20 protein-coding genes and 1 riboswitch are annotated in these 20,373 nt (G+C 69.7%); of the genes, 8 read left to right on the plus strand and 12 right to left on the minus strand.

Annotated features, from left to right (window positions below; translation table 11 throughout):
* Positions 1-2: 2 nt before the first annotated feature.
* Both gcvH and gcvT read right to left on the minus strand, forming a co-directional pair.
* Positions 3-395, minus strand: coding sequence for a glycine cleavage system protein GcvH (gene gcvH, locus ACH34Q_RS15800; protein ID WP_395983671.1), 393 nt, complete (start codon positions 393-395; stop codon positions 3-5).
* 19 nt (positions 396-414) lie between these two features.
* A complete protein-coding gene (gene gcvT, locus ACH34Q_RS15805; RefSeq protein WP_395983672.1) occupies positions 415-1,563 on the minus strand; it encodes a glycine cleavage system aminomethyltransferase GcvT in 1,149 nt (382 codons plus the stop codon).
* A gap of 174 nt (positions 1,564-1,737) precedes the next feature.
* A riboswitch (glycine riboswitch) is annotated at positions 1,738-1,833 on the minus strand.
* A gap of 187 nt (positions 1,834-2,020) precedes the next feature.
* Here gcvT and ACH34Q_RS15810 point away from each other — a divergent pair.
* Entirely contained in the window at positions 2,021-3,313 is a 1,293-nt protein-coding gene (locus tag ACH34Q_RS15810) for a M50 family metallopeptidase (protein ID WP_395983673.1), read from the plus strand.
* Here the strand turns inward: ACH34Q_RS15810 and ACH34Q_RS15815 are convergent.
* The gene (locus ACH34Q_RS15815; RefSeq protein ID WP_395983674.1) at positions 3,288-4,412 is read right to left on the minus strand and encodes a PLP-dependent cysteine synthase family protein; all 1,125 of its coding nucleotides are present in this window, start codon (positions 4,410-4,412) and stop codon (positions 3,288-3,290) included. The genes ACH34Q_RS15810 and ACH34Q_RS15815 overlap by 26 nt on opposite strands.
* 70 nt (positions 4,413-4,482) lie before the next feature.
* Here ACH34Q_RS15815 and ACH34Q_RS15820 point away from each other — a divergent pair, with 70 nt between their 5' ends.
* Positions 4,483-5,376: a hypothetical protein gene (locus ACH34Q_RS15820; RefSeq protein ID WP_395983675.1), complete on the plus strand. Its 894-nt coding sequence runs from the start codon at positions 4,483-4,485 to the stop codon at positions 5,374-5,376.
* Positions 5,377-5,464: 88 nt separating this feature from the next.
* Here the strand turns inward: ACH34Q_RS15820 and ACH34Q_RS15825 are convergent, their stop codons facing one another.
* Complete coding sequence (locus tag ACH34Q_RS15825; protein ID WP_395983676.1) at positions 5,465-7,066, minus strand: ATP-dependent DNA ligase; 1,602 nt, start codon at positions 7,064-7,066, stop codon at positions 5,465-5,467.
* A 183-nt stretch (positions 7,067-7,249) separates the two neighbouring features.
* Between ACH34Q_RS15825 and ACH34Q_RS15830 the strand changes: the two genes are divergently transcribed.
* Both ACH34Q_RS15830 and ACH34Q_RS15835 read left to right on the plus strand, forming a co-directional pair.
* The gene (locus tag ACH34Q_RS15830; protein WP_395983677.1) at positions 7,250-8,020 is read left to right on the plus strand and encodes a hypothetical protein; all 771 of its coding nucleotides are present in this window, start codon (positions 7,250-7,252) and stop codon (positions 8,018-8,020) included.
* A gap of 352 nt (positions 8,021-8,372) precedes the next feature.
* Positions 8,373-9,125, plus strand: coding sequence for a 4'-phosphopantetheinyl transferase family protein (locus ACH34Q_RS15835; RefSeq protein ID WP_395983678.1), 753 nt, complete (start codon positions 8,373-8,375; stop codon positions 9,123-9,125).
* Here the strand turns inward: ACH34Q_RS15835 and ACH34Q_RS15840 are convergent.
* The 3 genes from ACH34Q_RS15840 to ACH34Q_RS15850 form a co-directional block, all read right to left on the minus strand.
* Positions 9,099-10,079: a diiron oxygenase gene (locus ACH34Q_RS15840; RefSeq protein WP_395983679.1), complete on the minus strand. Its 981-nt coding sequence runs from the start codon at positions 10,077-10,079 to the stop codon at positions 9,099-9,101. The two genes, ACH34Q_RS15835 and ACH34Q_RS15840, sit on opposite strands and share 27 nt — an antisense overlap.
* Before the next feature lie 31 nt (positions 10,080-10,110).
* Positions 10,111-10,974 carry an SDR family NAD(P)-dependent oxidoreductase gene (locus tag ACH34Q_RS15845; RefSeq protein ID WP_395983680.1) on the minus strand — a complete coding sequence of 288 codons (864 nt, stop codon included), beginning with the start codon at positions 10,972-10,974 and terminating at the stop codon, positions 10,111-10,113.
* 173 nt (positions 10,975-11,147) lie between these two features.
* A complete protein-coding gene (locus ACH34Q_RS15850; RefSeq protein ID WP_395983681.1) occupies positions 11,148-12,254 on the minus strand; it encodes a ferritin-like domain-containing protein in 1,107 nt (368 codons plus the stop codon).
* 130 nt (positions 12,255-12,384) lie between these two features.
* Between ACH34Q_RS15850 and ACH34Q_RS15855 the strand changes: the two genes are divergently transcribed.
* Positions 12,385-13,083, plus strand: a complete 699-nt coding sequence (locus tag ACH34Q_RS15855; protein WP_395983682.1) for a TetR/AcrR family transcriptional regulator — start codon at positions 12,385-12,387, stop codon at positions 13,081-13,083.
* Positions 13,084-13,206: 123 nt separating this feature from the next.
* On the opposite strand, the gene ACH34Q_RS15860 is transcribed toward ACH34Q_RS15855, so the two are convergent.
* A complete protein-coding gene (locus tag ACH34Q_RS15860; RefSeq protein ID WP_395983683.1) occupies positions 13,207-13,824 on the minus strand; it encodes a TetR/AcrR family transcriptional regulator in 618 nt (205 codons plus the stop codon).
* A 96-nt stretch (positions 13,825-13,920) separates the two neighbouring features.
* On the opposite strand from ACH34Q_RS15860, the gene ACH34Q_RS15865 reads away from it, so the two are divergent.
* Entirely contained in the window at positions 13,921-15,393 is a 1,473-nt protein-coding gene (locus tag ACH34Q_RS15865) for a flavin-containing monooxygenase (RefSeq protein WP_395983684.1), read from the plus strand.
* A gap of 73 nt (positions 15,394-15,466) precedes the next feature.
* On the opposite strand, the gene ACH34Q_RS15870 is transcribed toward ACH34Q_RS15865, so the two are convergent.
* From ACH34Q_RS15870 to ACH34Q_RS15885, 4 genes are all read right to left on the minus strand, one after another.
* Entirely contained in the window at positions 15,467-16,117 is a 651-nt protein-coding gene (locus ACH34Q_RS15870; protein WP_395983685.1) for a TetR/AcrR family transcriptional regulator, read from the minus strand.
* A gap of 62 nt (positions 16,118-16,179) precedes the next feature.
* Positions 16,180-16,881 (minus strand): TetR/AcrR family transcriptional regulator, encoded by a 702-nt coding sequence (locus tag ACH34Q_RS15875; RefSeq protein ID WP_395983686.1) that lies wholly within the window; start codon positions 16,879-16,881, stop codon positions 16,180-16,182.
* A gap of 38 nt (positions 16,882-16,919) precedes the next feature.
* The gene (locus tag ACH34Q_RS15880; RefSeq protein ID WP_395983687.1) at positions 16,920-17,552 is read right to left on the minus strand and encodes a lytic transglycosylase domain-containing protein; all 633 of its coding nucleotides are present in this window, start codon (positions 17,550-17,552) and stop codon (positions 16,920-16,922) included.
* A 330-nt stretch (positions 17,553-17,882) separates the two neighbouring features.
* Positions 17,883-18,419: a MarR family winged helix-turn-helix transcriptional regulator gene (locus ACH34Q_RS15885; RefSeq protein WP_395983688.1), complete on the minus strand. Its 537-nt coding sequence runs from the start codon at positions 18,417-18,419 to the stop codon at positions 17,883-17,885.
* A 283-nt stretch (positions 18,420-18,702) separates the two neighbouring features.
* On the opposite strand from ACH34Q_RS15885, the gene ACH34Q_RS15890 reads away from it, so the two are divergent.
* Both ACH34Q_RS15890 and ACH34Q_RS15895 read left to right on the plus strand, forming a co-directional pair.
* Positions 18,703-19,506, plus strand: coding sequence for an MlaE family ABC transporter permease (locus tag ACH34Q_RS15890; RefSeq protein ID WP_395983689.1), 804 nt, complete (start codon positions 18,703-18,705; stop codon positions 19,504-19,506).
* Positions 19,506-20,360 carry an ABC transporter permease gene (locus tag ACH34Q_RS15895; protein WP_395983690.1) on the plus strand — a complete coding sequence of 285 codons (855 nt, stop codon included), beginning with the start codon at positions 19,506-19,508 and terminating at the stop codon, positions 20,358-20,360. Before ACH34Q_RS15890 ends, ACH34Q_RS15895 begins: the two co-directional genes overlap by 1 nt.
* The last annotated feature ends 13 nt before the right edge of the window (positions 20,361-20,373 follow it).

Consider the following 20,373-nt stretch of genomic DNA (forward strand, 5'->3'; position numbering starts at 1 on the left):
GATCAGCTCTCCTCGATCAGCTTGGTGTAGGCCGCGGAGTCCAGCAGATCGCCGGGCTCGTCCGCGATCCGTACCTTGAAGATCCAGCCTTCGCCGTACGGGTCGTCGTTGATGACCTTGGGCTCGTCGACCACCGAGGCGTTGATCGCGGTGATCTCGCCGGTGACGGGGGAGTACAGGTCGCTGACCGACTTGGTGGACTCCACCTCGCCGCAGGGCTCGCCAGCCTCGACCGTGTCGCCCTCGCCGGGCTGCAGCTCAAGGAAGACGATCTCGCCGAGCGCGTCGGCGGCGTGTGCGGTGATGCCGACGGTGACGATGCCGTCCCCGGCCTCGCCGAGACCCGACACCCATTCGTGCTCTTCGCTGTAGCGGAGCTGCTCCGGAACGCTCACGATGCTTTCTCTCCAGATCTCAGGAACGCTTGTAGAAGGGAAGGTCGACCACGTCGACCCGCTCCCGCCGGCCACGGACGTCGACGGCGAGCCCGGTCTCGGCGCCCGGCTCGGTGGACAGGGCGCAGTCCACGTACGCCAAGGCGATCGGCCTGCCCAGTGTGGGCGACGGGGCGCCGCTCGTCACCACCCCGCACGGCGTGCCGTCGGACGTGACGACCTCGTACCCCTTGCGGGGTGCCCGGCGGCCGTGCGCGACCAGCCCCACGAGCCTACGGCCTGGCGGAGTCTGTGCCTGCGCGGCCAGGGTGGCCTTCCCCACGAAATCTCCGGGCTTGTCCAGCTTGACCACGCGGCCGAGGCCCGCCTCGTACGGGTTCGTCTCGCTCGTCAGCTCGTTGCCGTACAGCGGCATGCCCGCCTCGAGCCGCAGCGTGTCGCGCGCCGAGAGCCCGGCCGGGACGACGCCCTCGACGGCCGCCAGCTCCTGCCACAGGCGCACCGCGTCCTCGGCGGACACGAACAGCTCGAAGCCGTCCTCGCCGGTGTAGCCGGTACGGGCCAGCAGGGCATCGACGCCCGCGACCTCGTCGGCGGTGATCGCGTAGTACTTCACGTCGGGCAGCGGGGCGGCGGTGAAGCGCGCCAGGATCCCCTCCGCGTCCGGGCCCTGCAGGGCGATCAGGGCGTACGCGTCGGAACGGTCGTCCACCACCGTCTCGAAGCCCGCCGCCCGCTCGACCAGGGCCTCCCGTACGGTCACGGCGTTGGAGGCGTTGGCGACGACCATGAACGTCTCGTCGGCCAGCCGGTAGACGATCAGGTCGTCCAGCACGCCGCCGTCCGGGGCGCAGATCATCGTGTACCGGGCCTTGCCGACGGCCATCGGCGACAGCTTGCCGACCAGGGCGTAGTCCAGCGCGGCGCCGGCGCCCGGCCCGTTCAGGAAGATCTCCCCCATATGGGAGAGGTCGAACAGCCCGGCTCCGGTACGGACGGCGCGGTGCTCGGCGGTCTCGCTGGCGTACCGCAGCGGCATCAGGTAGCCGGCGAAGTCCACGAGGTTGGCGCCGAGCTCCCGGTGCACGTCGTACAGCGGCGTCTTCTTGGCGGGAGATGTCGCGGCGGACGCGGGCTTGTCGTCGGGCGCGGGCTTGTCGGCTGACACGGGTCGGCTCCTTCGTCACGGGCGCGTGGTCCAATCGTCCCACTCGCACCGGGCGTGGTCGGGCCTCCCCCTCTGTCATCGGCGCCTGAGAGCTTCACCCGTCCGGATGGATCTCCCGGGACGGGCTTTCACCTTCGGCGGGGGACACGGAGGTCCCCGCTTTCCAGAGGTCGCCTGGTCCGTGCGGTCCGTGGGCCTGAGAGGTTCCGGGGAGGATTTGCTCCTTCGGCGTCCCTGGCCGGCTGCAAGGGACTCTCCCGCACGGGATCAGCGGCTGCCCGCCAGGCTAGCAGCGCCCGAGTTCCCCTGCACGTTCCCCTGCACGCGCGCGTAGTTTCCTACCACCCCTGCCCGCGCGCGTATTCCCCCGTCATACGCGTGTATTCGTACGCGGTTCGGCGCCCGTTGAATCACGTACGCTTGTCCAGTCATCGAGATCACGGAGAACGGGGCGCGCATGGGCTGGTTGGCGGGAGTCTTGATCCTGTTCTTCGGCCTGATGGCGTCGATCGCGCTGCATGAGCTGGGCCATTTCTCGTTCGCCAAGCTCTTCCGGGTACGGACCACGCAGTTCATGGTGGGTTTCGGGCCGACGCTGTGGTCGCGGCACAAGGGCGAGACCGAGTACGGGATCAAGTGGATCCCGCTCGGCGGCTACATCCGGATGATCGGCATGCTGCCGCCCCGCAAGGGCGACAAGCCGGGCCAGGCCAGGCGGATGAGCACCGGACCGTGGCAGGGACTGATCGAGTCGGCCCGGGGCGCGGCGCTGGAGGAGGTCCGGCCGGGCGACGAGGACCGGGTCTTCTACGCCAAGAAGTGGTGGCAGAAGCTGGCGATCATGTTCGCCGGGCCCGCGATGAACCTCATCCTCGCGGTGATCTTCTTCGCGATCCTGCTGATGGGCATCGGTACCCCGACCCCGCAGCCGGTGATCTCCTCGGTGGCCAAGTGCGCGATCCCGGCGAACTCGCAGCTGACCGACTGCCCGCAGGGCTACACCCCGACGCCGGCCGCGGCGGTGCAGCTCAAGGCCGGTGACCGGATCGTCTCGTACAACGGCGAGAAGATCACCACGTACGACCAGCTGCAGGGCCTGATCCGCGACTCCGCCGGCCGTACGGTCACGATGAACGTCGAGCGCGACGGCAAGACGACGCCCTTCCAGGTACCGATCGCCCGCAACCAGATGGCGGACCTCAAGGACAGGGAGAAGGTCGTCACCGTCGGCTTCCTCGGCATCACGCCGCTGCAGGAGCGCGAGCGGCAGGGGCCGATCGCGGTCGCCGACTACATGGGCGAGCTGACCGTGCACACCGCCGGGGCGCTGATCCGGCTGCCGCAGAAGATGGTCGGTGTCTGGCAGGCCGCGTTCGGCGACGAGAAGCGCGATCCCAACGGTCCCGTCGGCGTGGTCGGCGTCAGCCGGCTGGGTGGCGAGATCGCCGCCTCGGAGTGGCCGGTGACCGAGAAGGTGGCGATGTTCATCGCCCTGCTCGGCTCGCTCAACCTGGCCGTCGGGCTGTTCAACCTGGTCCCGCTGCTGCCGCTGGACGGCGGGCACATGGCCGGGGCGCTGCTGGAGGCGATCAAGAAGTTCTTCGCCCGGCTGCGCGGCCGTCCCGACCCCGGCTACGTGGACGTGGCCAAGGCCCTGCCGGTGACATACGTGATGGCCGTGGTGCTGATCGTGATGGGCGGTCTGCTGATCTACGCCGACCTGGTCAATCCGATCCGCTTCGCGGGCTGACGCGAGGCTCCGCCGGCATCTCGCCGGTCTTGTGGAAGGCCCGCAGTGCCGCGTCGTACGGCCCGATCACGAGCCCCTGCTCGGCCAGCCAGGCGTCCGACCCGTAGGTGTGCGCGTACCGTTCGCCGCCGTCGCAGATCAGCGTGACCACGCTGCCGCGCTCGCCGCGGGCCAGCATCTCGGCGATCAACTCTGCCGCGCCCCACATGTTGGTGCCGGTCGAGCCGCCCACGTTGCGCCCCGTCACCTCGCTGGTCCAGCGCATCGCCGCGATCGACGCCGCGTCCGGTACCTGGATCATCCGGTCGATCACGGTGGGCAGGAACGACGGCTCGACCCGGGGCCGGCCGATGCCCTCGATCCGGGAGCCGGCCGCCGTACGGTCGAGGTCCCCGTCCTGGAACGCGCCGTAGAACGCCGAGCCCTCCGGGTCCACCACGGCCACGCGGGTCTGGAACCGCCGGTAGCGGGCGTACCTGCCGATGGTGGCCGAGGTCCCGCCGGTCCCGGCGCCGACCACGATCCAGGACGGCTCGGGGAACCGTTCCAGCCGCAGCTGCTCGAAGATCGACTCGGCGATGTTGTTGTTGCCGCGCCAGTCCGTGGCCCGCTCGGCGTAGGTGAACTGGTCCATGAAGTGCCCGCCGCACTCGCGCGCCAGCCGCCGCGACTCGGCGTAGATCGTCGTCGGGTCGGCCACCAGGTGGCACCGGCCGCCGTAGAACTCGATCAGCCCGATCTTCTCCGGGCTGGTGCGTTCGGGCATCACCGCCACGAACGGCAGCCCGACCAGCCGGGCGAAGTACGCCTCGCTCACGGCCGTGGAGCCGCTGGACGCCTCGATGATCGTGGTGTCCTCCCGGATCCAGCCGTTGGCCAGCCCGTACAGGAACAGTGACCGCGCCAGCCGGTGCTTCAGCGACCCGGTGGGGTGGACGGACTCGTCCTTGAGGTAGAGGTCGATGCCCCACTCGGGCGGCAGCGGGAACACGTGCAGATGCGTGTCGGCGCTGCGGTTGGCATCGGCCTCCACCAGCCGGATCGCCTCGGAACTCCACGCCCGCCGATCCGGATCGCAACGGTCCACGGCACGGCTCATGCCGGCCCCCCTTCGTCCCCGGACACCATATCCGCGCATGTCACCGGGCATTATGGTGCGCGGGGGGTCCATGTCAGAGTTCTTCGGGCTGCGCATCGTCGACGCGGGCCGGTCGCCGCTGCTCGGTTTCTTCGTGGCCTTCATCGTCACGTTCCTGTTCACGCGGGTGAACGTCCGGCTGATCCGGGCCGACGTCCGCTGGTGGTTCCGCAACGTCAAGGCCGGTGACCTGCACATCCACCATGTCGTCTTCGGTGTGGTGCTGATGCTGGTCGGCGGGGTGGCCGGCTTCGCCATCCCCGACGAGTACGGCGGATTCGTCGTCGCGGCGGCGGTGGTGTTCGGCATGGGGTCGGCCCTGGTGCTGGACGAGTTCGCGCTGATCCTGCACCTCAGCGACGTCTACTGGACGGAGAAGGGCCGCGCCAGCGTGGACGCCGTCTTCGTGGCGATCGCGGTCACCGGCCTGCTGCTGCTGCTGGGCGTCCGCCCAGTCGGCTTCGAGGGCCTGGAACCCGATCTGACCGGTGACCTCGGCCGCCCGTTCGTGATCGGCGTGTACGTGGGCTCGTTGATCATCAATCTGGTACTGGCCGTCCTCACCCTGCTCAAGGGCAAGATCTGGACCGGCATGATCGGGCTGTTCATCCCGGTGCTGCTGGTGATCGGCGTGTTCCGGGTGGCCCGTCCGGGCTCGCCCTGGGCCCGCTGGCGGTACGCGCCGGGCTCGCGCAAGCACCGCCGTGCCCTCTGGCACGAGGTGCGCTTCCGCCGGCCGCTGATCCGCGCCAAGATCTGGGTCCAGGAGTTCATCGCCGGCCGGCACGACCTCATCCCGCCCGAACGGCGCCACCGCCGGGCCCAGGAACGCCGCGACCGCGTCAACCGCCGCCGCCCGTTCGACCGTTCCCTGCACCGCCGCAAGACCGAACCCCCCGCCGGCCGCCCCACTCGCCACAACTAGCGGCGAGCGTCGCGGTCTCGCGTCGACTCGTGGCGAGTTCGCCTCCAAGGGCGACGCCAGGGGCGAACACGCCACAAGTCAACGGGGATCAGTCGAAGGCGGGGGCTACGGCGCGGACGGTGTCGATGGTGTCGGCCTCGGCGGCGGTCTTGTCGGGGCGGTAGCGCAGGACGCGGGCGAAGCGGAGCGCGATGCCGCCGGGGTAGCGGGTGCTGCGCTGGACGCCGTCGAACGCGATCTCGACCACGAGCTCGGGCCGGACGTGGACCGTCCAGTCGTCCTCGCGTACGGCCAGCGCGCGGAGCGCCTCGGTCTGCCAGGCCAGCAGCTTGTCGGTCAGGCCCTTGAACGTCTTGCCCAGCATCACGAAGCCGCCGGTTTCGGGATCGCGGGCGCCCAGATGCAGGTTGGACAGCAGGCCCTGGCGGCGGCCGCTGCCCCACTCGACGGCCAGGACCACCAGGTCGAGGGTGTGCCGGGGCTTGACCTTGATCCAGCCCGCGCCGCGGCGGCCCGCGGTGTACGGGGTGGCGGGCGACTTGATCAGCACGCCCTCGTGGCCGAGGGCGACCGCCTCGTCGAGGAAGGCCTTGGCCTCGGCCGGGTCGGCGGTGAGGACGCGGGGCATCCGCAGCTTCTCCGGGACGGCCCGTACGAGCGCCGCGTTCCGCTCCGTGCCGGGACGGTCGAGCAGGTCCTCGCCGTCGAGATGCAGGACGTCGAACAGGAACACCGACAGCGGCACCTGCTCGGGGCCGGCCTGGCGGGTACGGGTGGCGGTACGGGCCGCGGTGATCTGGAACGGGTGCGGCCGCCCGTCCGGGCGCAGCGCGATCACTTCGCCGTCGAACACCGCGTCGCGGACCGGAAGCCCGCGCAGCACCTCGACGACCTCGGGCAGCCGGTCGGTGATGTCGTCGAGGGTGCGGGTGAAGATCGCGATGCGCGGGAGTTCCGCTGCATCCCCTGCTTCCTCCCCTGGCTTCTCGGGTGAAGGCCGGCTGACATGGATCTGGGCGCGGATGCCGTCGAGCTTCCACTCCACCGCGGCCTCGGTCCCGGTCTTGTCGCCCTTCTTGAGGTCGCTCTTCTCGTACGCCTCGTCCACGGAAGGGGCGGCGGCCGCGAGCATTGGCTTGATCGGGCGGCCCACCTCCAGCGTGAACGCGCGGAGGGCGTCGACACCGTCGGACAGGGCCGCGGAGGCGACCGGGCCGAGGGCGCCACGCAGCATGACGGCCCGGCGTACCTCGGTGGCGGGGACCTTGGCCGCGGATGCGATGCCCTCGGCCATCACCCCCTCCAGCGCGCCCTGGCGCAGCTCGCCGGACAGCAGCCGGATGAGGAAGTCCTGCTCGACGTGCGTGGCCCGGGCCAGGAGCGCGGACAGCAGCTCGCGTCGGCGGATCACCGATCCCTTGCCGGACACCGCGCCGATCTCGCTGAACGCGGCGTCCACCTCGGGGACGGTCAGGGCGGGCTCGGCGGCGGGTGGCGGGACGTCGCGCAGCGAGGCGTACCCCACGCCGATCTGGCGCTGCGGGAGCTCACCGGAGAGATAGGCGACCACGAAGGGCGCCTCGGCGGGGCCGGCGGCGCGCAGGCAGCCGGCCAGTAGTTCGATCTTGGCCTTGCGGGCCGAGGTCTTGGCGACCGCGCCCGAAGTATGAGCGATCTCCACGAGCAACACGTGTCCATTGTGCCTTCGCGAGCTGCGCTCCTCGCCTGGGGGCTCGTCGCCTGGGTCCGTTCCACCTGGACAGGCGGGCCGGGGTCACCGGACGCCACTAACACCTGCCTTCCCGAAAGCTGGCCAGCCTGGCTTGGGGGCGATTACCGTGCGAGTGACATGGGGCGACCAAGGGAGTCGGGAGTGGGCCTTCCGCGTCCGCCGGAACCCTTCCAGAGGGTGTACTCGCCGCCGGAGCCGCCGTCACCGGCGCGGCGGCCGCGGCTGCTGGTGATCCTCATCGCGGTGGTCTCCTTCGCGCTGGCGGCGGGAGCGGTGTTCGTGCTCGTCCCGGACGGGGACGACCGGATCGTTCCGGCGTCCATGCCGCCAGGCGATTCCAAGGGGGAGGGGGCGCAGGCGTCCTCCAGCGCGTCGCCGTCCGGTACGGCGCCGCCGAGCGCGCGGCCCGCGCCGGTGGAGCCGATCACCACGCTCCCGCCGCCGTGCGGGACGGTCGCGGCCGGCACGGTGCAGAGCCTGATCCCGCAGCCGGAGCGGCGCGAGAGCTCCAACCAGACGCTGACCACGTGCACCTACTCGTCCGGTGGGGACGACTTCCGCTGGCTGCGGGTCGAGGCGCACCTGTACGCGCCCGCCCACACCGCGACGCCTGTGGATGACGCCAAGAGCTACTTCGGGGCGCAGTGGACGCAGGCCCACAACGCCACTCTGGAACGGACGGTGAGCCTGCACCGCCAGTCCGGGATGGGGGACGAGGCGTACCGCTGGTTCAAGGCCGACCGGGGGCAGCCGACGGTCGTCGGTCAGGTCACCGTACGGGTCCGCAACGCGGTGATAACGGTCAGCTACAGCGAGCAGACGGGCGATGAGAGCGCGGCCGACGCGCGCGAGCGGGACTGCCTGGCCAATGCGACCCGGGTCGCCAGGGAAGTGCTGGGCGGCTTCCGTTAAATCGTTTCCGATCCGAACCGGCCGATCATGGCATATTCGCATTACCATGCTTATAAGCTGTTCCGATAAAGGGAGGGGCGGCGCCGCGTACCCGCCAGGTGATCGGGGCGGTACGGCGTGGCATGTTCGGGGAGGAGGAGGTCGGCGACGTGGCCGCACAGCCGGATGGAGTGTCCTGGGTCAGGTGACTCCCGAGTTGAGAGCCAAGGCTCCGAGTCGACGGGCCGCGGGATGGACCATCATCCCGCGGCCTTTATCGTGGGCGTGACGAACCAATGGCATCGAGTGATGAATAGCGAACATGCCATCGGTTAATGTGACGGTCCCCGGCCCCGCGAAGAATGGAGCGAAAGTGGAACCGGTTACCGTTTGGTGGGCGGCCCGAAACGATGCGCGGCCCGGGCTGATCGGTCTCCTCGATCCGGCCGAGCGGGGCCGCCGGGGGCGCTATCTGCGCGAGGCCGACCGCGACCGGTTCACGCTCGGGGTGGCGATCACCCGGCTGGTGGCCGGGGCCCGGCTCGGGATTCCGGCAGAACGTGTTCCGCTCACCCGCGCCTGCGCCGACTGCGACCAGCCGCACGGCCCGCCCGTGATCGCCGGCGGCCCAGCCCTGTTGCCCGCAGACCCGGCGGCCACCCACCTGTCGGTCTCACAGCCGTCCGTCCCGCACCTGTCGGTGTCGCACTCTGGCGACTTGGTCGCTGTGGCCGTGTCGCCGTACGGGCCGCTCGGGGTGGACGTGGAGGAGGACAGCGGCCGGATCGGCGACGACATCGCCGGCCATCTGCTGGCCCCTGGCGAGGACGCGGGCGGTCCCGCCGGCCTGCTGGCGTACTGGACGCGCAAGGAGGCGCTCCTGAAGGCCACCGGTGACGGCCTGCGGGTCCCGATGGGAGACCTGCGCGTCTCCGCGCCGGACGAGCCGCCCCGGCTGCTGTCCTGGGAGGGACGTCCCGGGCTGGACGGGCGGATCGCCATGCACGGCCTCGCGCCCCGTACGGGGTACGCGGCCTGCTTGGCCCTCCTGGACCACCCTGACGAGGTGCCCGTCCAGGAGCGATCTGCCGCCGGGATGCTAGCCGAGGGAGTCCTTCGCCAGTAGGCCTGATTTGCGCCAGACGTCGCCGGCGCGGCCGTCCAGGAAGCCGACCTCGTCGAAGAAGCCGGTGCACTTGCGGAAGGCCCACTCGAGCGTGGCGCGGCGGTGCGGGCTGCGGGCGGCCACCCGGCGGGCGAGCTTCGGGTCGAGCCCCACCGCCTCGTAGCAGGACGGGTGGATGACCTGCGTGGCCATCACGCGCGTCGCCTGGGCCAGGCCGTACGCGGCCATCCGGCGCCGGACCGGATGCGCCTTCGCCACCAGCCGCTTGAGCTCCTCGCGGGCGTACTTGATGTGCCGGGCCTCCTCGATCACATGGATCCGGGTGACCTGGCGGACCATCGGCTGGATGTCCTCGTCGGGGAACGTGAGCCGCTGGAACGCGTCGGTGAACTCCTCGACGACCAGCGTGCCGGCGAACATCGGCATCGGGTCGTACACCGCGCCGGCCAGCTTGCCCGTCTGGAACTCCAGGGCGCGGGGGCGGTGTGTGCGCAGGCCGCAGGTACGGACCATCCGGGCGAACATCCGGGAGTGCCGGCACTCGTCGGCGATCTCGGTCAGCGCGTACCCGACATGGTCGCTGTCGTAGCGGCCCCGGTAGGCGTGCATGATGAGCGACTGCATCAGCATCAGCTCGGACCAGATGCCGAACGAGGCGATGCTGCACATCTCCTGCTTGCTCAGCTCGACCCGCTGCCGGTGGGTGAGCGCGTCCCACAGCGGCGTCTCGTACAGGGACACCAGCTGCGGGGGCGTGTAGAAGCGGTCCGGATCCTGCGGCGCGTCCCAGTCGATGTCGGTGTCGGGGTCGTACGAGTGCTTGCGGGACGTGCGCAGCAGGCGTTCGGCGACGAGTTCGCGGTCGGTGAGCTCCAGCGTGTGGTCGCCGTCGCGGCACCGGATCCGGGCCTTCCAGGTGCGGGGACGGTCGTTCGGTGGGGCGGGGGCGGTCATGGGGCCGGCTCCTCTCCTCCCCCGGGACGGGTCAGCGCAGCGGGGCGGGCCCCCGTGCGAGCAGGCGCATCGAGCCGGGAGAGATCCTCGACAGCGCGTGGATGAGATGGGCCTCGAAGTTGACGGGGACCAGGGGCTTGTTCTTGACGATGGCCTCGACGATCCGTTCGGCGACCTTCTCCGGCGGGTAGCGGCGGGCCTTGAGCGCCCGCTCGCCGAGCCCGCGCAGGCGCTCGCGCTCGGCGTCCTCCATCCCGACGAACGTGGCGTTGCGGAAGATGTTCGTCCCGGAGAAGCCCGGGCAGACGGCGGTGACGCCGATGCGCAGCCCGGCCAGCTCGCCGCGCAGGCAGTCGCTCAGCATCACCACGGCCGCCTTGGTGGTGCAGTACGCGGGCATCACGCGGGACGGGCCGTAGGCGGCGGCCGAGGCGATGTTGACGATGTGGCCGCCGAAGTTGGGCTTGTCCGGCTTGGCGGGCAGGGCCCGGACCCGTTCGGCCATCTGGTTGCCGAACAGCCGGGAGCCGTGGATCACGCCCCACAGGTTGACGCCGATGACGCGTTCCCAGTCCTCGACGCCGGTGTCGAGGAAGGAACCGGCGACCGCGATGCCGGCGTTGTTGACGACGATGTCGGGGACGCGGTGGACCTCGCGCACCTCCGCCGCGAAGCCCTCCATCGCCGCCGCGTCGGACACGTCGACCTGGTAGGCGGTGCCGGCCGCGCCGAGCGCCTTCGCCAGGGTGACGGTGCGCTCGGCGGCGGGCAGGTCGATGTCGGCGGCGATGACCGTGGCACCGCGCTCGGCGAGGGCGAGCGTGGTGGCGCGGCCGATGCCGCTGCCGGCTCCGGTGACGACGGCGAGAGCGCCGTCGAAGTGCGTGAGGGGCATGGTGCCTGCCTCCGGTGGTGGGGGACGTCCGGGCGTGCCTGAGATCGTCCGGCGCCCGGGCGCCACCCGTCAACCGTTCGGCGCCGAACCGTTCAGCCCGGCAGGGTCATCAGGTCGTCAGGCCGGTGGCCCTCCAGGTCGTCAAACCGTCGGGCCGCCGGGCCGTCGAACCGTCAGCCGCTCAGTTCGGCGGCGATGACCTCGTCGACCTCGGCCTTGCGGTCGGCCTCCTCGGCGGCGAACCGCTCGGCGTCCAGCTTCTCGGCGATCTCCTCGTCCTGGTGCATCAGCGCGTCGAGGTCGGCCTTGGACGCCTCCAGCACGCCCATCTCCTCGAACGTGCCCTGGATCCGCTCGCTCCACAGCCCGATGTCCTTGACGCACGGAACGATCCGGCTGAACAGCAGGCCCTGGAACATCCGCATGTACGGGGAGTTCTCCACCATCTCGTCGACCTCGGCGGGGTCGATCCCGAAGTTCGTCCAGATCTCCCGGCCGCGGATGCGGTCGCGCATCAGGTGGCAGCCCTCGATGACGAACTCCTCGCGCTCCTTGAGTTCGGGGGCCGACAGCTGCCCGTAGTACTCGCGCAGCGCCATCCGGCCGAACGCGACGTGCCGGGCCTCGTCCTGCATCACGTACGCGAGGATCTGCTTGGGCAGCGGCTTGGTGCTGATGTCGCGGATGACGCCGAACGCGGCCAGCGCCAGGCCCTCGATGAGCACCTGCATGCCGAGGTAGGGCATGTCCCAGCGGGAGTCGCTCAGTGTCTCGTCCAGTAGCTCCTGCAGCTTGGTGTTGATCGGGTAGACCATCCCGATCTTGTCCTGCAGGAACTTGGCGAACAGCTCGACGTGCCGGGCCTCGTCCATGGTCTGGGTGGCGGAGTAGAACTTGGCGTCCAGATCGGGCACCGTCTCCACGATCCGCGCCGCGGTGACCATCGCGCCCTGCTCGCCGTGCACGAACTGGGAGAACTGCCAGGACGCCTGGTGCTGGCGCAGCTCACCGCGCTCCTTGAGGCTGAGCATGTCCCAGTACTTGGTGCCGTAGATGGCCAGCGACTGGTCGGGGACGCCCATCACGTTGTGCGGGTCGACCTCGAGATCCCAGTCGATCCGCTTGGTGGAGTCCCACTGCTTGTCCTTGCCCTTCTGGTAGAGGGCGAGGAGGCGTTCGCGGCCGTCGTCGTACTCCCAGGTGAACCGGGTATCGCCGGCCAGCGGGATGTCGTAGGTGGACGTGGAGACGGGGTGGGTGTAGAGGTCATGAGTCGACACGGGCGGCTCCTTCGCGGACCCCACGTACGCTGTACGCGCGTGCGCTGCCTGTCAAACGTACAATGTACGTACCGTGTCACGCGGTACTTACGGGTGTCAACGGTGGCCGGGGCAGTGAGAGGAACGGGCGATGGCGAAGAGGATCCACCCGCCGGAGGTGCGGCCCGCGCTCTCCAGGGAACGCATCGTCCAGGCCGCCGTGGAACTGATCGAGCGCGAGGGCAGCGACGGGCTGTCGATGCGCGCCGTGGCCGCCGAACTGGGCGTCGCTGTCATGTCGCTCTACAACCACGTACCCAACAAGGCGGCCCTCCTGGAGGGCGTCGCGGAGCACGTCGTCGCGCGGATGGACCTCGGCGACCCGGGTGACGCCGGCGGGCCGGGCGAGCCCGGCGGCCAAGGCGAGGACTGGAAGGAATGGGCGCGCGCGCTGGTGCGCGCCTTCCGCAAGGTCGCGCACGACTACCCGCGCTGCATGACGATCGTGCTGACCCACAAGATCGACACCCCGGTCGCGCTGCGGCCGGCCGAGCGGGCGCTGGCGCTGGCCGACGCCGCCGGGTTCGACGGGCCGACCTCCGTCCGGGCCATGCGGGCGCTGCTGGCGTACGCGCTGGGCGCGCAGATGCGCGAGGTCGGCGCGGTCAAGATGCTCGACCATCTGGAGCACGCCTCGGTCGCCACCTTCGCCCGGCTCGACCCGGAACGGTTCCCGCACGTGATCGCGCTGGCGCCGGAGCTGGCCCGGCAGGATCCGGAGACCGACTTCGAGTTCGGCCTCGACCTGCTCATCCAGTCCCTGGACGGACTGCCCCGCCGGGTCTCCTAGCGCGGTGCCACCGGCGTGCCCAGGTTGACTCGTGGCATGTTCGCCTCAGAACGCCAGGGCCATAGGCGAACACGCCACGAGTCAACGGAAGCAGCGGCGTGGCGAAGGATCGTGGTCACCGCACTAGATATCGAGTTCCCTCAGGTACGGGCTGAGGCCGTTCCAGCAGAAGTCGGTCATGTAGCGGGCGGTCTCCTCGACCGTCACGTCGGGACGGCGGGTGCGCCATAGGGACAGCCGCTCGGAGGCACCGATGATGATCTCGGTGTACGCCTCGACGGCATCGGCCGGAGCGTCCGCGGCGAAGGTGGCCAGCACGCCCGCGATCAGTGCGGTCTGCTGCCGGCGGATGCCCTCGATCGCCTCCGGCGTCTCCGGCGGCCCGCCGAACGGCTGCTGGGCCAGCATCGCGAACGACCGGCTGTGCGAGTCGATGAACGAGAAGTAGGCGACCATCCCGCGCCAGAGGACGTCCTGCGGGGTGGTGGCCCCGGCGATGGCCTTCTGCGTGACCTCGTGCAGTTCGGCCTGCGAACGGGAGACGCAGGCCAGCAGCAGCCCGTCCTTGGACCCGAAGTACTCGTACAGCATCGGCTTGGAGACGCCGCACCGCTCGGCGATCTCGTCCATCGACGTGGCGCGGTAGCCGCGCTCGCCGAAGATCTCCTCGGCCACGTCCAGCATCTGGCGCTCCCGCTCGGCGCGCGACATCCGGCGTCTCGGGGGTGTGGCGGCGCTCACAGGAAAATCCTCTCGGCCGATCTGGTCCATTGGACCTGGTGTCAGTAACCTACCCGTAGTAACTTACTCAGAGTAGGTTAACGTGGAAGGGACGGCATGAGCGAGCACTCGACGCGATCGGGCCACGGGATCGTCATCATCGGCTCCGGCTTCGCCGGGCTGGGCATGGCCATCCGGCTGAAGAAGAACGGCTTCGACGACTTCGTGATCCTGGAGAAGAGCGAAGCCCTCGGCGGCACCTGGCACGACAACACCTATCCCGGGTGCGCCTGCGACGTTCCGTCCCACATGTACTCGTTCTCGTTCGAGCTCAACCCCGGCTGGACGCGGATGTTCGCGCCGCAGCCGGAGATCCGCGCGTACATGGAACGGACCGCCGACAAGTACGGGGTCCGCGAGCACATCCGGTTCGGCAGCGCCGTGGACGCGATGGAGTACGACGAGGACGCGCGCCGCTGGAACGTGACGCTCGCCGACGGGGAGGTGCTGACGTCCCGCGCGGTGGTCTCGGGCGTGGGCGCGCTGCACATCCCCTCCTTCCCGGACCTGCCGGGCATCGAGCGGTTCCAGGGCACGGCGTTCCACTCCGCCGAGTGGGACCACTCCTACGATTTCACCGGCAAGCGGGTCGCCGTCGTCGGTACCGGCGCCTCGGCGATCCAGTTCGTTCCGCAGCTGGTCGGCAAGGTGGACGAGCTGGTGCTGTTCCAGCGGACCCCGCCGTGGATCCAGCCCAAGCCGGACCGGAAGATCCCGGCCCCGATCCGCAAGACGTTCGAGAAGGTACCCGGTACGGCCCGGACGTTCCGCGACCTCATCTACTGGACGCTGGAGGCCCGTGCCGTCGGCTTCACCATCGACCCGCGGCTGGCCGCCCCCCAGGAGAAGCTGGCCCGCTGGCAGATCAAGCGGCAGATCTCCGATCCGGAGCTGCGCGCCAAGGTCACACCCGACTACACGCTCGGCTGCAAGCGCGTGCTGCTGTCCAACGACTACTATCCCGCCCTCGCCCGGCCCAACGTCGAGGTCGAGACCAGCGCGGTGGCCGAGGTGCGCGAGCACTCGATCGTCACCAAGGACGGCCGAGAGTACGAGGTCGACGCGATCGTCTACGGCACCGGCTTCAAGGTCGTGGACGCCATGTCCGAGTGGCGGGTCATCGGCCGGGACGGGGTGAAGATCCAGGAGGCGTGGGCGGACGGCATCGAGGCGCATCACGGCACCACCATCCCCGGCTTCCCGAACTTCTTCATGATGCTCGGCCCCAACACCGGGCTCGGCCACAACTCGGTCGTCTTCATGATCGAGACCCAGATCCAGCACGTGCTGAGCCTGCTGCGGCAGATGCAGGAGCGCGGCGCCGAGACCGTCGAGCCCAGGCCCGAGGCGACGCGCTCGTACAACGACCGGATGCAGCGCCGGCTGCGCAAGGCCGTGTGGAACGAGGGCGGCTGCGACAGCTGGTACCTCGACGACCAGGGCGTCAACCGCAGCCTGTGGCCGGGGCACACCTTCGAGTTCTGGGCCGGTGCCCGCAAGGCCAGGCCAGGGGAGTACATCTTCGCCTAAGGGTCTGTCGTTGCCCAAGGCTCCAGCGTTGCCCAAGGCTCCGTGGTTCTCTGGGGCTCCATCTCGCTAAGGGTCATTCCGGCAGCGGGGCGAACATGGGCCGGAAGCCGGCGATCAGCTGCCGGATCACCGGCCGCTGCTCCGCCGGCGTACGGCCGCGCAGTCCCAGCACCGGGTCGAGCCCGTCGTAGTACGGCGACAGCGCGAGGAACGGCAGCGTCACGAGCAGCAGCGTCGCCAGGACGTCGAGATCGGCGTCCTGGCGGATGTCGCCCCGCTCCTGCCACAGCTGCAGCGAGGGATGGATGACCGACAGGTAGTGCTGGTTGGCGGTGTCGCGCACCACCGACCGGACGTTGTTGTCCAGCTCGAAGTTGGTGGCCGCCGTCACCGCCCGTTCCAGCGGGTACTCGGCCATGAACTCGCTCCACTCGCAGAAGACATCGAACAGCCAGCCCTCGAAGGGCTGGTCGAAGTCCATCCGCGCGATCCGGCGCTCCATCTCCTCGCGGATGCGGCGGGACGCCTCGTCGCAGACGAAGGCGAAGAACTCCAGCTTGTCGCTGAAGTACTGGAACAGCGATCCCTTGGCGATGCCGGCCTCGCGGGCGATGGTGTTCAGGCTGCCGGTGGAGTAGCCGTGGTCCCCGAACTCGCGCATCGCCACCTCGAGCACGCGTTCACGCTTGGCGACGTTGAGGCGGAACCACGTGGAGGTCGGCATGGAACCTCTGCTCTCTGGTCTCTCCGGTCGCTGACCGAGGGGGGCGGGCGGGGAGCCGGCGATCAGCGGGCGAGCCGGACCAGGATCCGGCACACCTCGTCAATGATCTCATGGGCCTCCACGGCGTCGGGGGCGAGCGCGATCTCCCGTCCCGCCTCGCCGATCACGGTGGTCAGCACCATGCTCAGTACCTGCGTCGAGCGGTCGCCGTCGTGGCCGCGCAGCAGCCGGGTGTTCTGGCCGATCCACTGCCGCGCCCGCGTCCGGCGCATCAGCGAGAAGCCCGAGGGGCCCTCGCCGCTGTGGAACAGCCGCGCCGCCGCCCTGCGGTCCCAGCAGACCTCCAGGTACGCGCGCGAACCCTCGACGAACAGCGCGATCGGGTCGCGCTCGCCGGCCTTGCGGGCGGCGGACACGGCGCTGGCGGCCTGGGCGTCCTGCTCGTCGCTGAGCTCCTCCCACAGCGCCAGGTACAGGCCCGCCTTGCCGCCGTAGTGGTGGTAGAGGCTGCCGACGCTGATCCCGGAACGCTCGACGATCTCGGCGATGCCCGCGTCGGAGTAGCCGCGGTCGGCGAAGACCTGCTGGGCGGCGTCCAGCAACGCCTGGCGGGTGGCGTCCGCGCGGGCCCACTGCCGGCTCCCGCCCGCCTCGCCCACGCCCTTGGTCTGCCGCTCTCTGCCGGTCTCCCGATCTCTGCCGGTCCGCTGCTCTCTACCGGTCTCCCGATCGCTGCCGGTCTCCCGACCTCTGCTCGTGCGCACGCCCACATGGTATTGCCCGCCGCCCGCCGGACCCGGCGTCAATACCAGTTGTGCGACTGCCAGAACGCCCACGCCTTGCAGGGGTCCTTGTACCGCGCCTTGATGTAGCCGAGTCCCCAGGCGATCTGCGTGGGGGAGCTGGTACGCCAGTCGGAGCCGGCGCTGGCCAGCTTGGACGCCGGCAGCGCCTGCGGGATGCCGTACGCCCCGCTGGAGGGGTTCTCGGCGCGCTCGTTCCAGTCGCTCTCGTGATCCCAGAGCGTCTCCAGCGACGGCCAGCATTCGGACCACCCCTTGAGGGCGTTCATCTTCTTGCCGTACGCCTTGTTCTGGTCGGCGCTCGGGTTGGACTTGGCGAGGCGGTCACGCTCCTGCGCCGCCTTCAGCTTCGCGCGCGCCTTCGCGTCGCGCTCGGCCTTCACCTTCAGTTCCGCGAGGTCGCGCTGGTGCTCCTCGTACGCCCGCTTCTTGGCGGCGGCGATCCCGGCGGCGGCGACCGGGTCCATGTCGGGCGTGGCCATCATCGCCAGCATGTCGTTGGCCGACAGGTTCTCGCTGCCGGGCGGCGGCTTGCTCTTCTCGCCGCTCAGCGACTCCAGGTCGACCATGACCACCGCCGTCGCGATCGCGCCGAGCGCGACGGCGGTGATGGTGACGTTGCTGGTGAGCACGCGCCGCAGCCGCCCCGGCCCACGCTCCTTGTGCGGTGGCTCCGGGGTGCGGGTGCCTTCCCCGTAGGGGCCTTCCTCGTCCGGGCCGTATCGCCCGTACGCGTCGTACGGATCGGGCGGCGGTGGTGCCGACCGCGGACCGCGCTCGTGTCGTCGCCGCTGCCGGGACCGCCCCTGCTTCCGGGAGGAAGGGGACCGTCTGCGCGTGCCGTGACCCTGTGGCATGGAAGTAGATTGCCCTATCGCCCGTGAGCTGTCGCCGTCGATGACGCAGTACGCAGGCGATGTCACCGATGGTTCAGGGCGTTTCGGGACCGCGTTCCGGACTTCTCAGAGTTCCTTGTCGTCCGGACGCGAGAAGTCCATGTCGCCCGCCACCTCGCGGGCGGGCTGCAGCGACTCGAAGATGTCGCGGTGGTAGTCGCCGAACGGAGCCAGCGCGCTGCCGGGCAGGTCGAGCGCCTCGTTCACCTCGCCGGCCCGTTCGCGGCCCTTGTCGGTGACGTGGACCAGGGTCGCGCGCCGGTCGTGCGGGTGCGGGCTGCGGGTCACCAGGCCGACCGCTTCCAGCTGGTCGACCGTGAGCTTCACCGAGGTGGGATGCATCATCACCACCCGGCCGAGCGTGCTGAGCCGGGCGCGGCCGTGCGTGGTCAGCGCCAATGTCGTGAGGATGTAGTAGGCGGGCTTGCTGAGCTGGAACTTCTTCAGCTCGATGTCCAAAGCCTTCTGCAGGAACTGGTGGAGGCGGCCGACCGCGCAGATGGACATGAACGGCCACGGGCTGCCCGCGAGTTCATGGCCGTCCCAGCGGTCGTGGATGCCTGCGACCAGAGGGTCTACGCAGCCGTGCGTGGAAGTTGACACCCCAGGATCGTAACTTCAGACGAATAGTGATGTAAGTACTCGCTTCTTAGAACATCTTCCAATAGAGTGCTCCAGATCACAGACGGTACCGGTGGGTATATGTCACCCTCGTGTCTCCGGTGTGTGACGCCGATCTCACCGCATGACCGCAGGGGCGCGACCTCGGTCGCGCCTCCCCGCGGGGACGGAGAGACCGGTGATTTCGGATGAGCGCCGACGTCCGATTACGTAAGGAGGCTGGAATGACCCTTCCCCCTGCCCCTGATGGGGAGGGCTCCGGCTGATGGCCCTGAGCCTTTCCAAGGCACCGGACCTCGCCCGCCAGCGCATCGACCGGACCCTCGACGAGACCGGCCTGCTGTGCGTCACCTTCCTCGAAGGCATCCGACGCACCTGGGACCTGCGCCAGTGGTGGGGTGAGTTCATCGAGCAGTGCTGGTTCCTGGCGCGGGTGACGAGCGTCCCCGTGATGCTCATCGCCGTACCCCTGGGCGCCACCATCTCGCTCCAGGTCGGCGACATCGCCCGCCAGCTGGGCGCGCAGTCCGGTACCGGTGCGCTGCTCGTCGCCGCGATGATCCAGCAGGTGGCCCCTTTGGCCGCCGCGCTGCTGGTCTCCGGCGTCGGCGGTTCCGCCATCACCTCCGACATGGGAGCCCGCAACATCCGCGACGAGCTCTCGGCCATGGAGGTCATGGGCATCAACCCCATCCACCGCCTGGTGACCCCAAGGCTGTGGGCGGCGAGCACGGTGTCGGTGATGCTGTGCTCGGTGGTGATCCTCGCCGGAGTGCTCGGCGGCTACTACTTCAACGTCATCCAGCAGGGTGTGAGCCCGGGCGCCTTCTTCGACGGCGCGACCACCCTGCTGCAGTTCTCGGACCTGCTGATCACCCTGTTCAAGGCCTGGACGTTCGGGTTCATCGCTGCCGCGGTGGCCTGCTACATGGGCATGAACTGCGACTACGGCCCCGTCGGGGTCGGCCGCGCGGTCAACCGCGCGGTGGTGGTCACGTCGATCGTGGTGTTCGCGGCGAACTACGTGCTCACCATGCTCTACCAGGTCCTTTTCCCCCCGAGGTTCTGATGGTCGCGATCCCCCCCGTACGCAAGCTGGGCCGGGCGGTGCAGGGCCGCACCGCCGGCCTGGTCGGCTCGCTCAATCTGCCGATCTTCCTCGGCCGGGTGCTCTACCACCTGCTGTTCGACATCATCCTGCGGCGCAAGTACGGCCGGACGCTGGCCAAGCAGGTCAGCGACATCACGGTCGGCGTGGGCGCGCTGGTCATCGGCGGCGGCATGATCTTCGTGATCGCCACCATGTCGCTGGCCACCGGCGCGATGGTCGGCCTGCAGGGCTACCCCGGACTGGAACGGATCGGAGCGGAGGCCTTCACCGGCCTCGTCGCCAGCTACTCCAACGTCCGCGAGGTCACCCCGATCATCGCCGGGGTGGCGCTGGTCGCCCAGGTCGGCACCGGTTTCACCGCCGAGATCGGTGCGATGCGGATCTCCGAGGAGATCGACGCCCTGGAGGTCATGGGCATCAACTCGCTCGCCTACCTGGTCTGCACCCGGGTGGCGGCCGGTGTGATCGCCCTGGTGCCGCTCTATTTGGTGTCGCTCTTCATGGCCTTCTTCGCCACCCGGTTCATCACCACCCAGTACTTCGGGTTGTCACCCGGCATCTACGACTACTACTTCCACCTGTACCTCCCACCGATCGACGTGTTCTACAGCGTCATCAAGGTGGCGGTGTTCGCGTTCATCGTGATGTTCATCCATTGCTACCGGGGCTACTACGCCTCCGGCGGCCCGGTGGGCGTGGGCGTCGCGGCGGGCCGCGCCATCCGCGAGTCCACCATCCTGATGATCCTGATGAACCTGGTCCTGTCGTACATCTTCTGGGGTCACGGCAGCACAGTGAGGTTGACCGGATGAACAAGCGCGTTTC

The organism is Actinomadura sp. 9N407 (genome assembly GCF_044326315.1).
Classification (GTDB): domain Bacteria; phylum Actinomycetota; class Actinomycetes; order Streptosporangiales; family Streptosporangiaceae; genus Spirillospora.

What these genes read in the sequence shown, in the direction of transcription:
- ACH34Q_RS15855 (WP_395983682.1), top strand. Translation starts at nt 12,385, where the DNA reads ATGGCGAAGAGGATCCACCCGCCGGAGGTGCGGCCCGCGCTCTCCAGG.
- ACH34Q_RS15865 (WP_395983684.1), top strand. Translation starts at nt 13,921, where the DNA reads ATGAGCGAGCACTCGACGCGATCGGGCCACGGGATCGTCATCATCGGC.
- ACH34Q_RS15820 (WP_395983675.1), top strand. Translation starts at nt 4,483, where the DNA reads ATGTCAGAGTTCTTCGGGCTGCGCATCGTCGACGCGGGCCGGTCGCCG.
- ACH34Q_RS15870 (WP_395983685.1), bottom strand. Translation starts at nt 16,117, where the DNA reads ATGCCGACCTCCACGTGGTTCCGCCTCAACGTCGCCAAGCGTGAACGC.
- ACH34Q_RS15845 (WP_395983680.1), bottom strand. Translation starts at nt 10,974, where the DNA reads ATGCCCCTCACGCACTTCGACGGCGCTCTCGCCGTCGTCACCGGAGCC.
- ACH34Q_RS15840 (WP_395983679.1), bottom strand. Translation starts at nt 10,079, where the DNA reads ATGACCGCCCCCGCCCCACCGAACGACCGTCCCCGCACCTGGAAGGCC.
- ACH34Q_RS15810 (WP_395983673.1), top strand. Translation starts at nt 2,021, where the DNA reads ATGGGCTGGTTGGCGGGAGTCTTGATCCTGTTCTTCGGCCTGATGGCG.
- ACH34Q_RS15895 (WP_395983690.1), top strand. Translation starts at nt 19,506, where the DNA reads ATGGTCGCGATCCCCCCCGTACGCAAGCTGGGCCGGGCGGTGCAGGGC.
- ACH34Q_RS15890 (WP_395983689.1), top strand. Translation starts at nt 18,703, where the DNA reads ATGGCCCTGAGCCTTTCCAAGGCACCGGACCTCGCCCGCCAGCGCATC.
- ACH34Q_RS15815 (WP_395983674.1), bottom strand. Translation starts at nt 4,412, where the DNA reads ATGAGCCGTGCCGTGGACCGTTGCGATCCGGATCGGCGGGCGTGGAGT.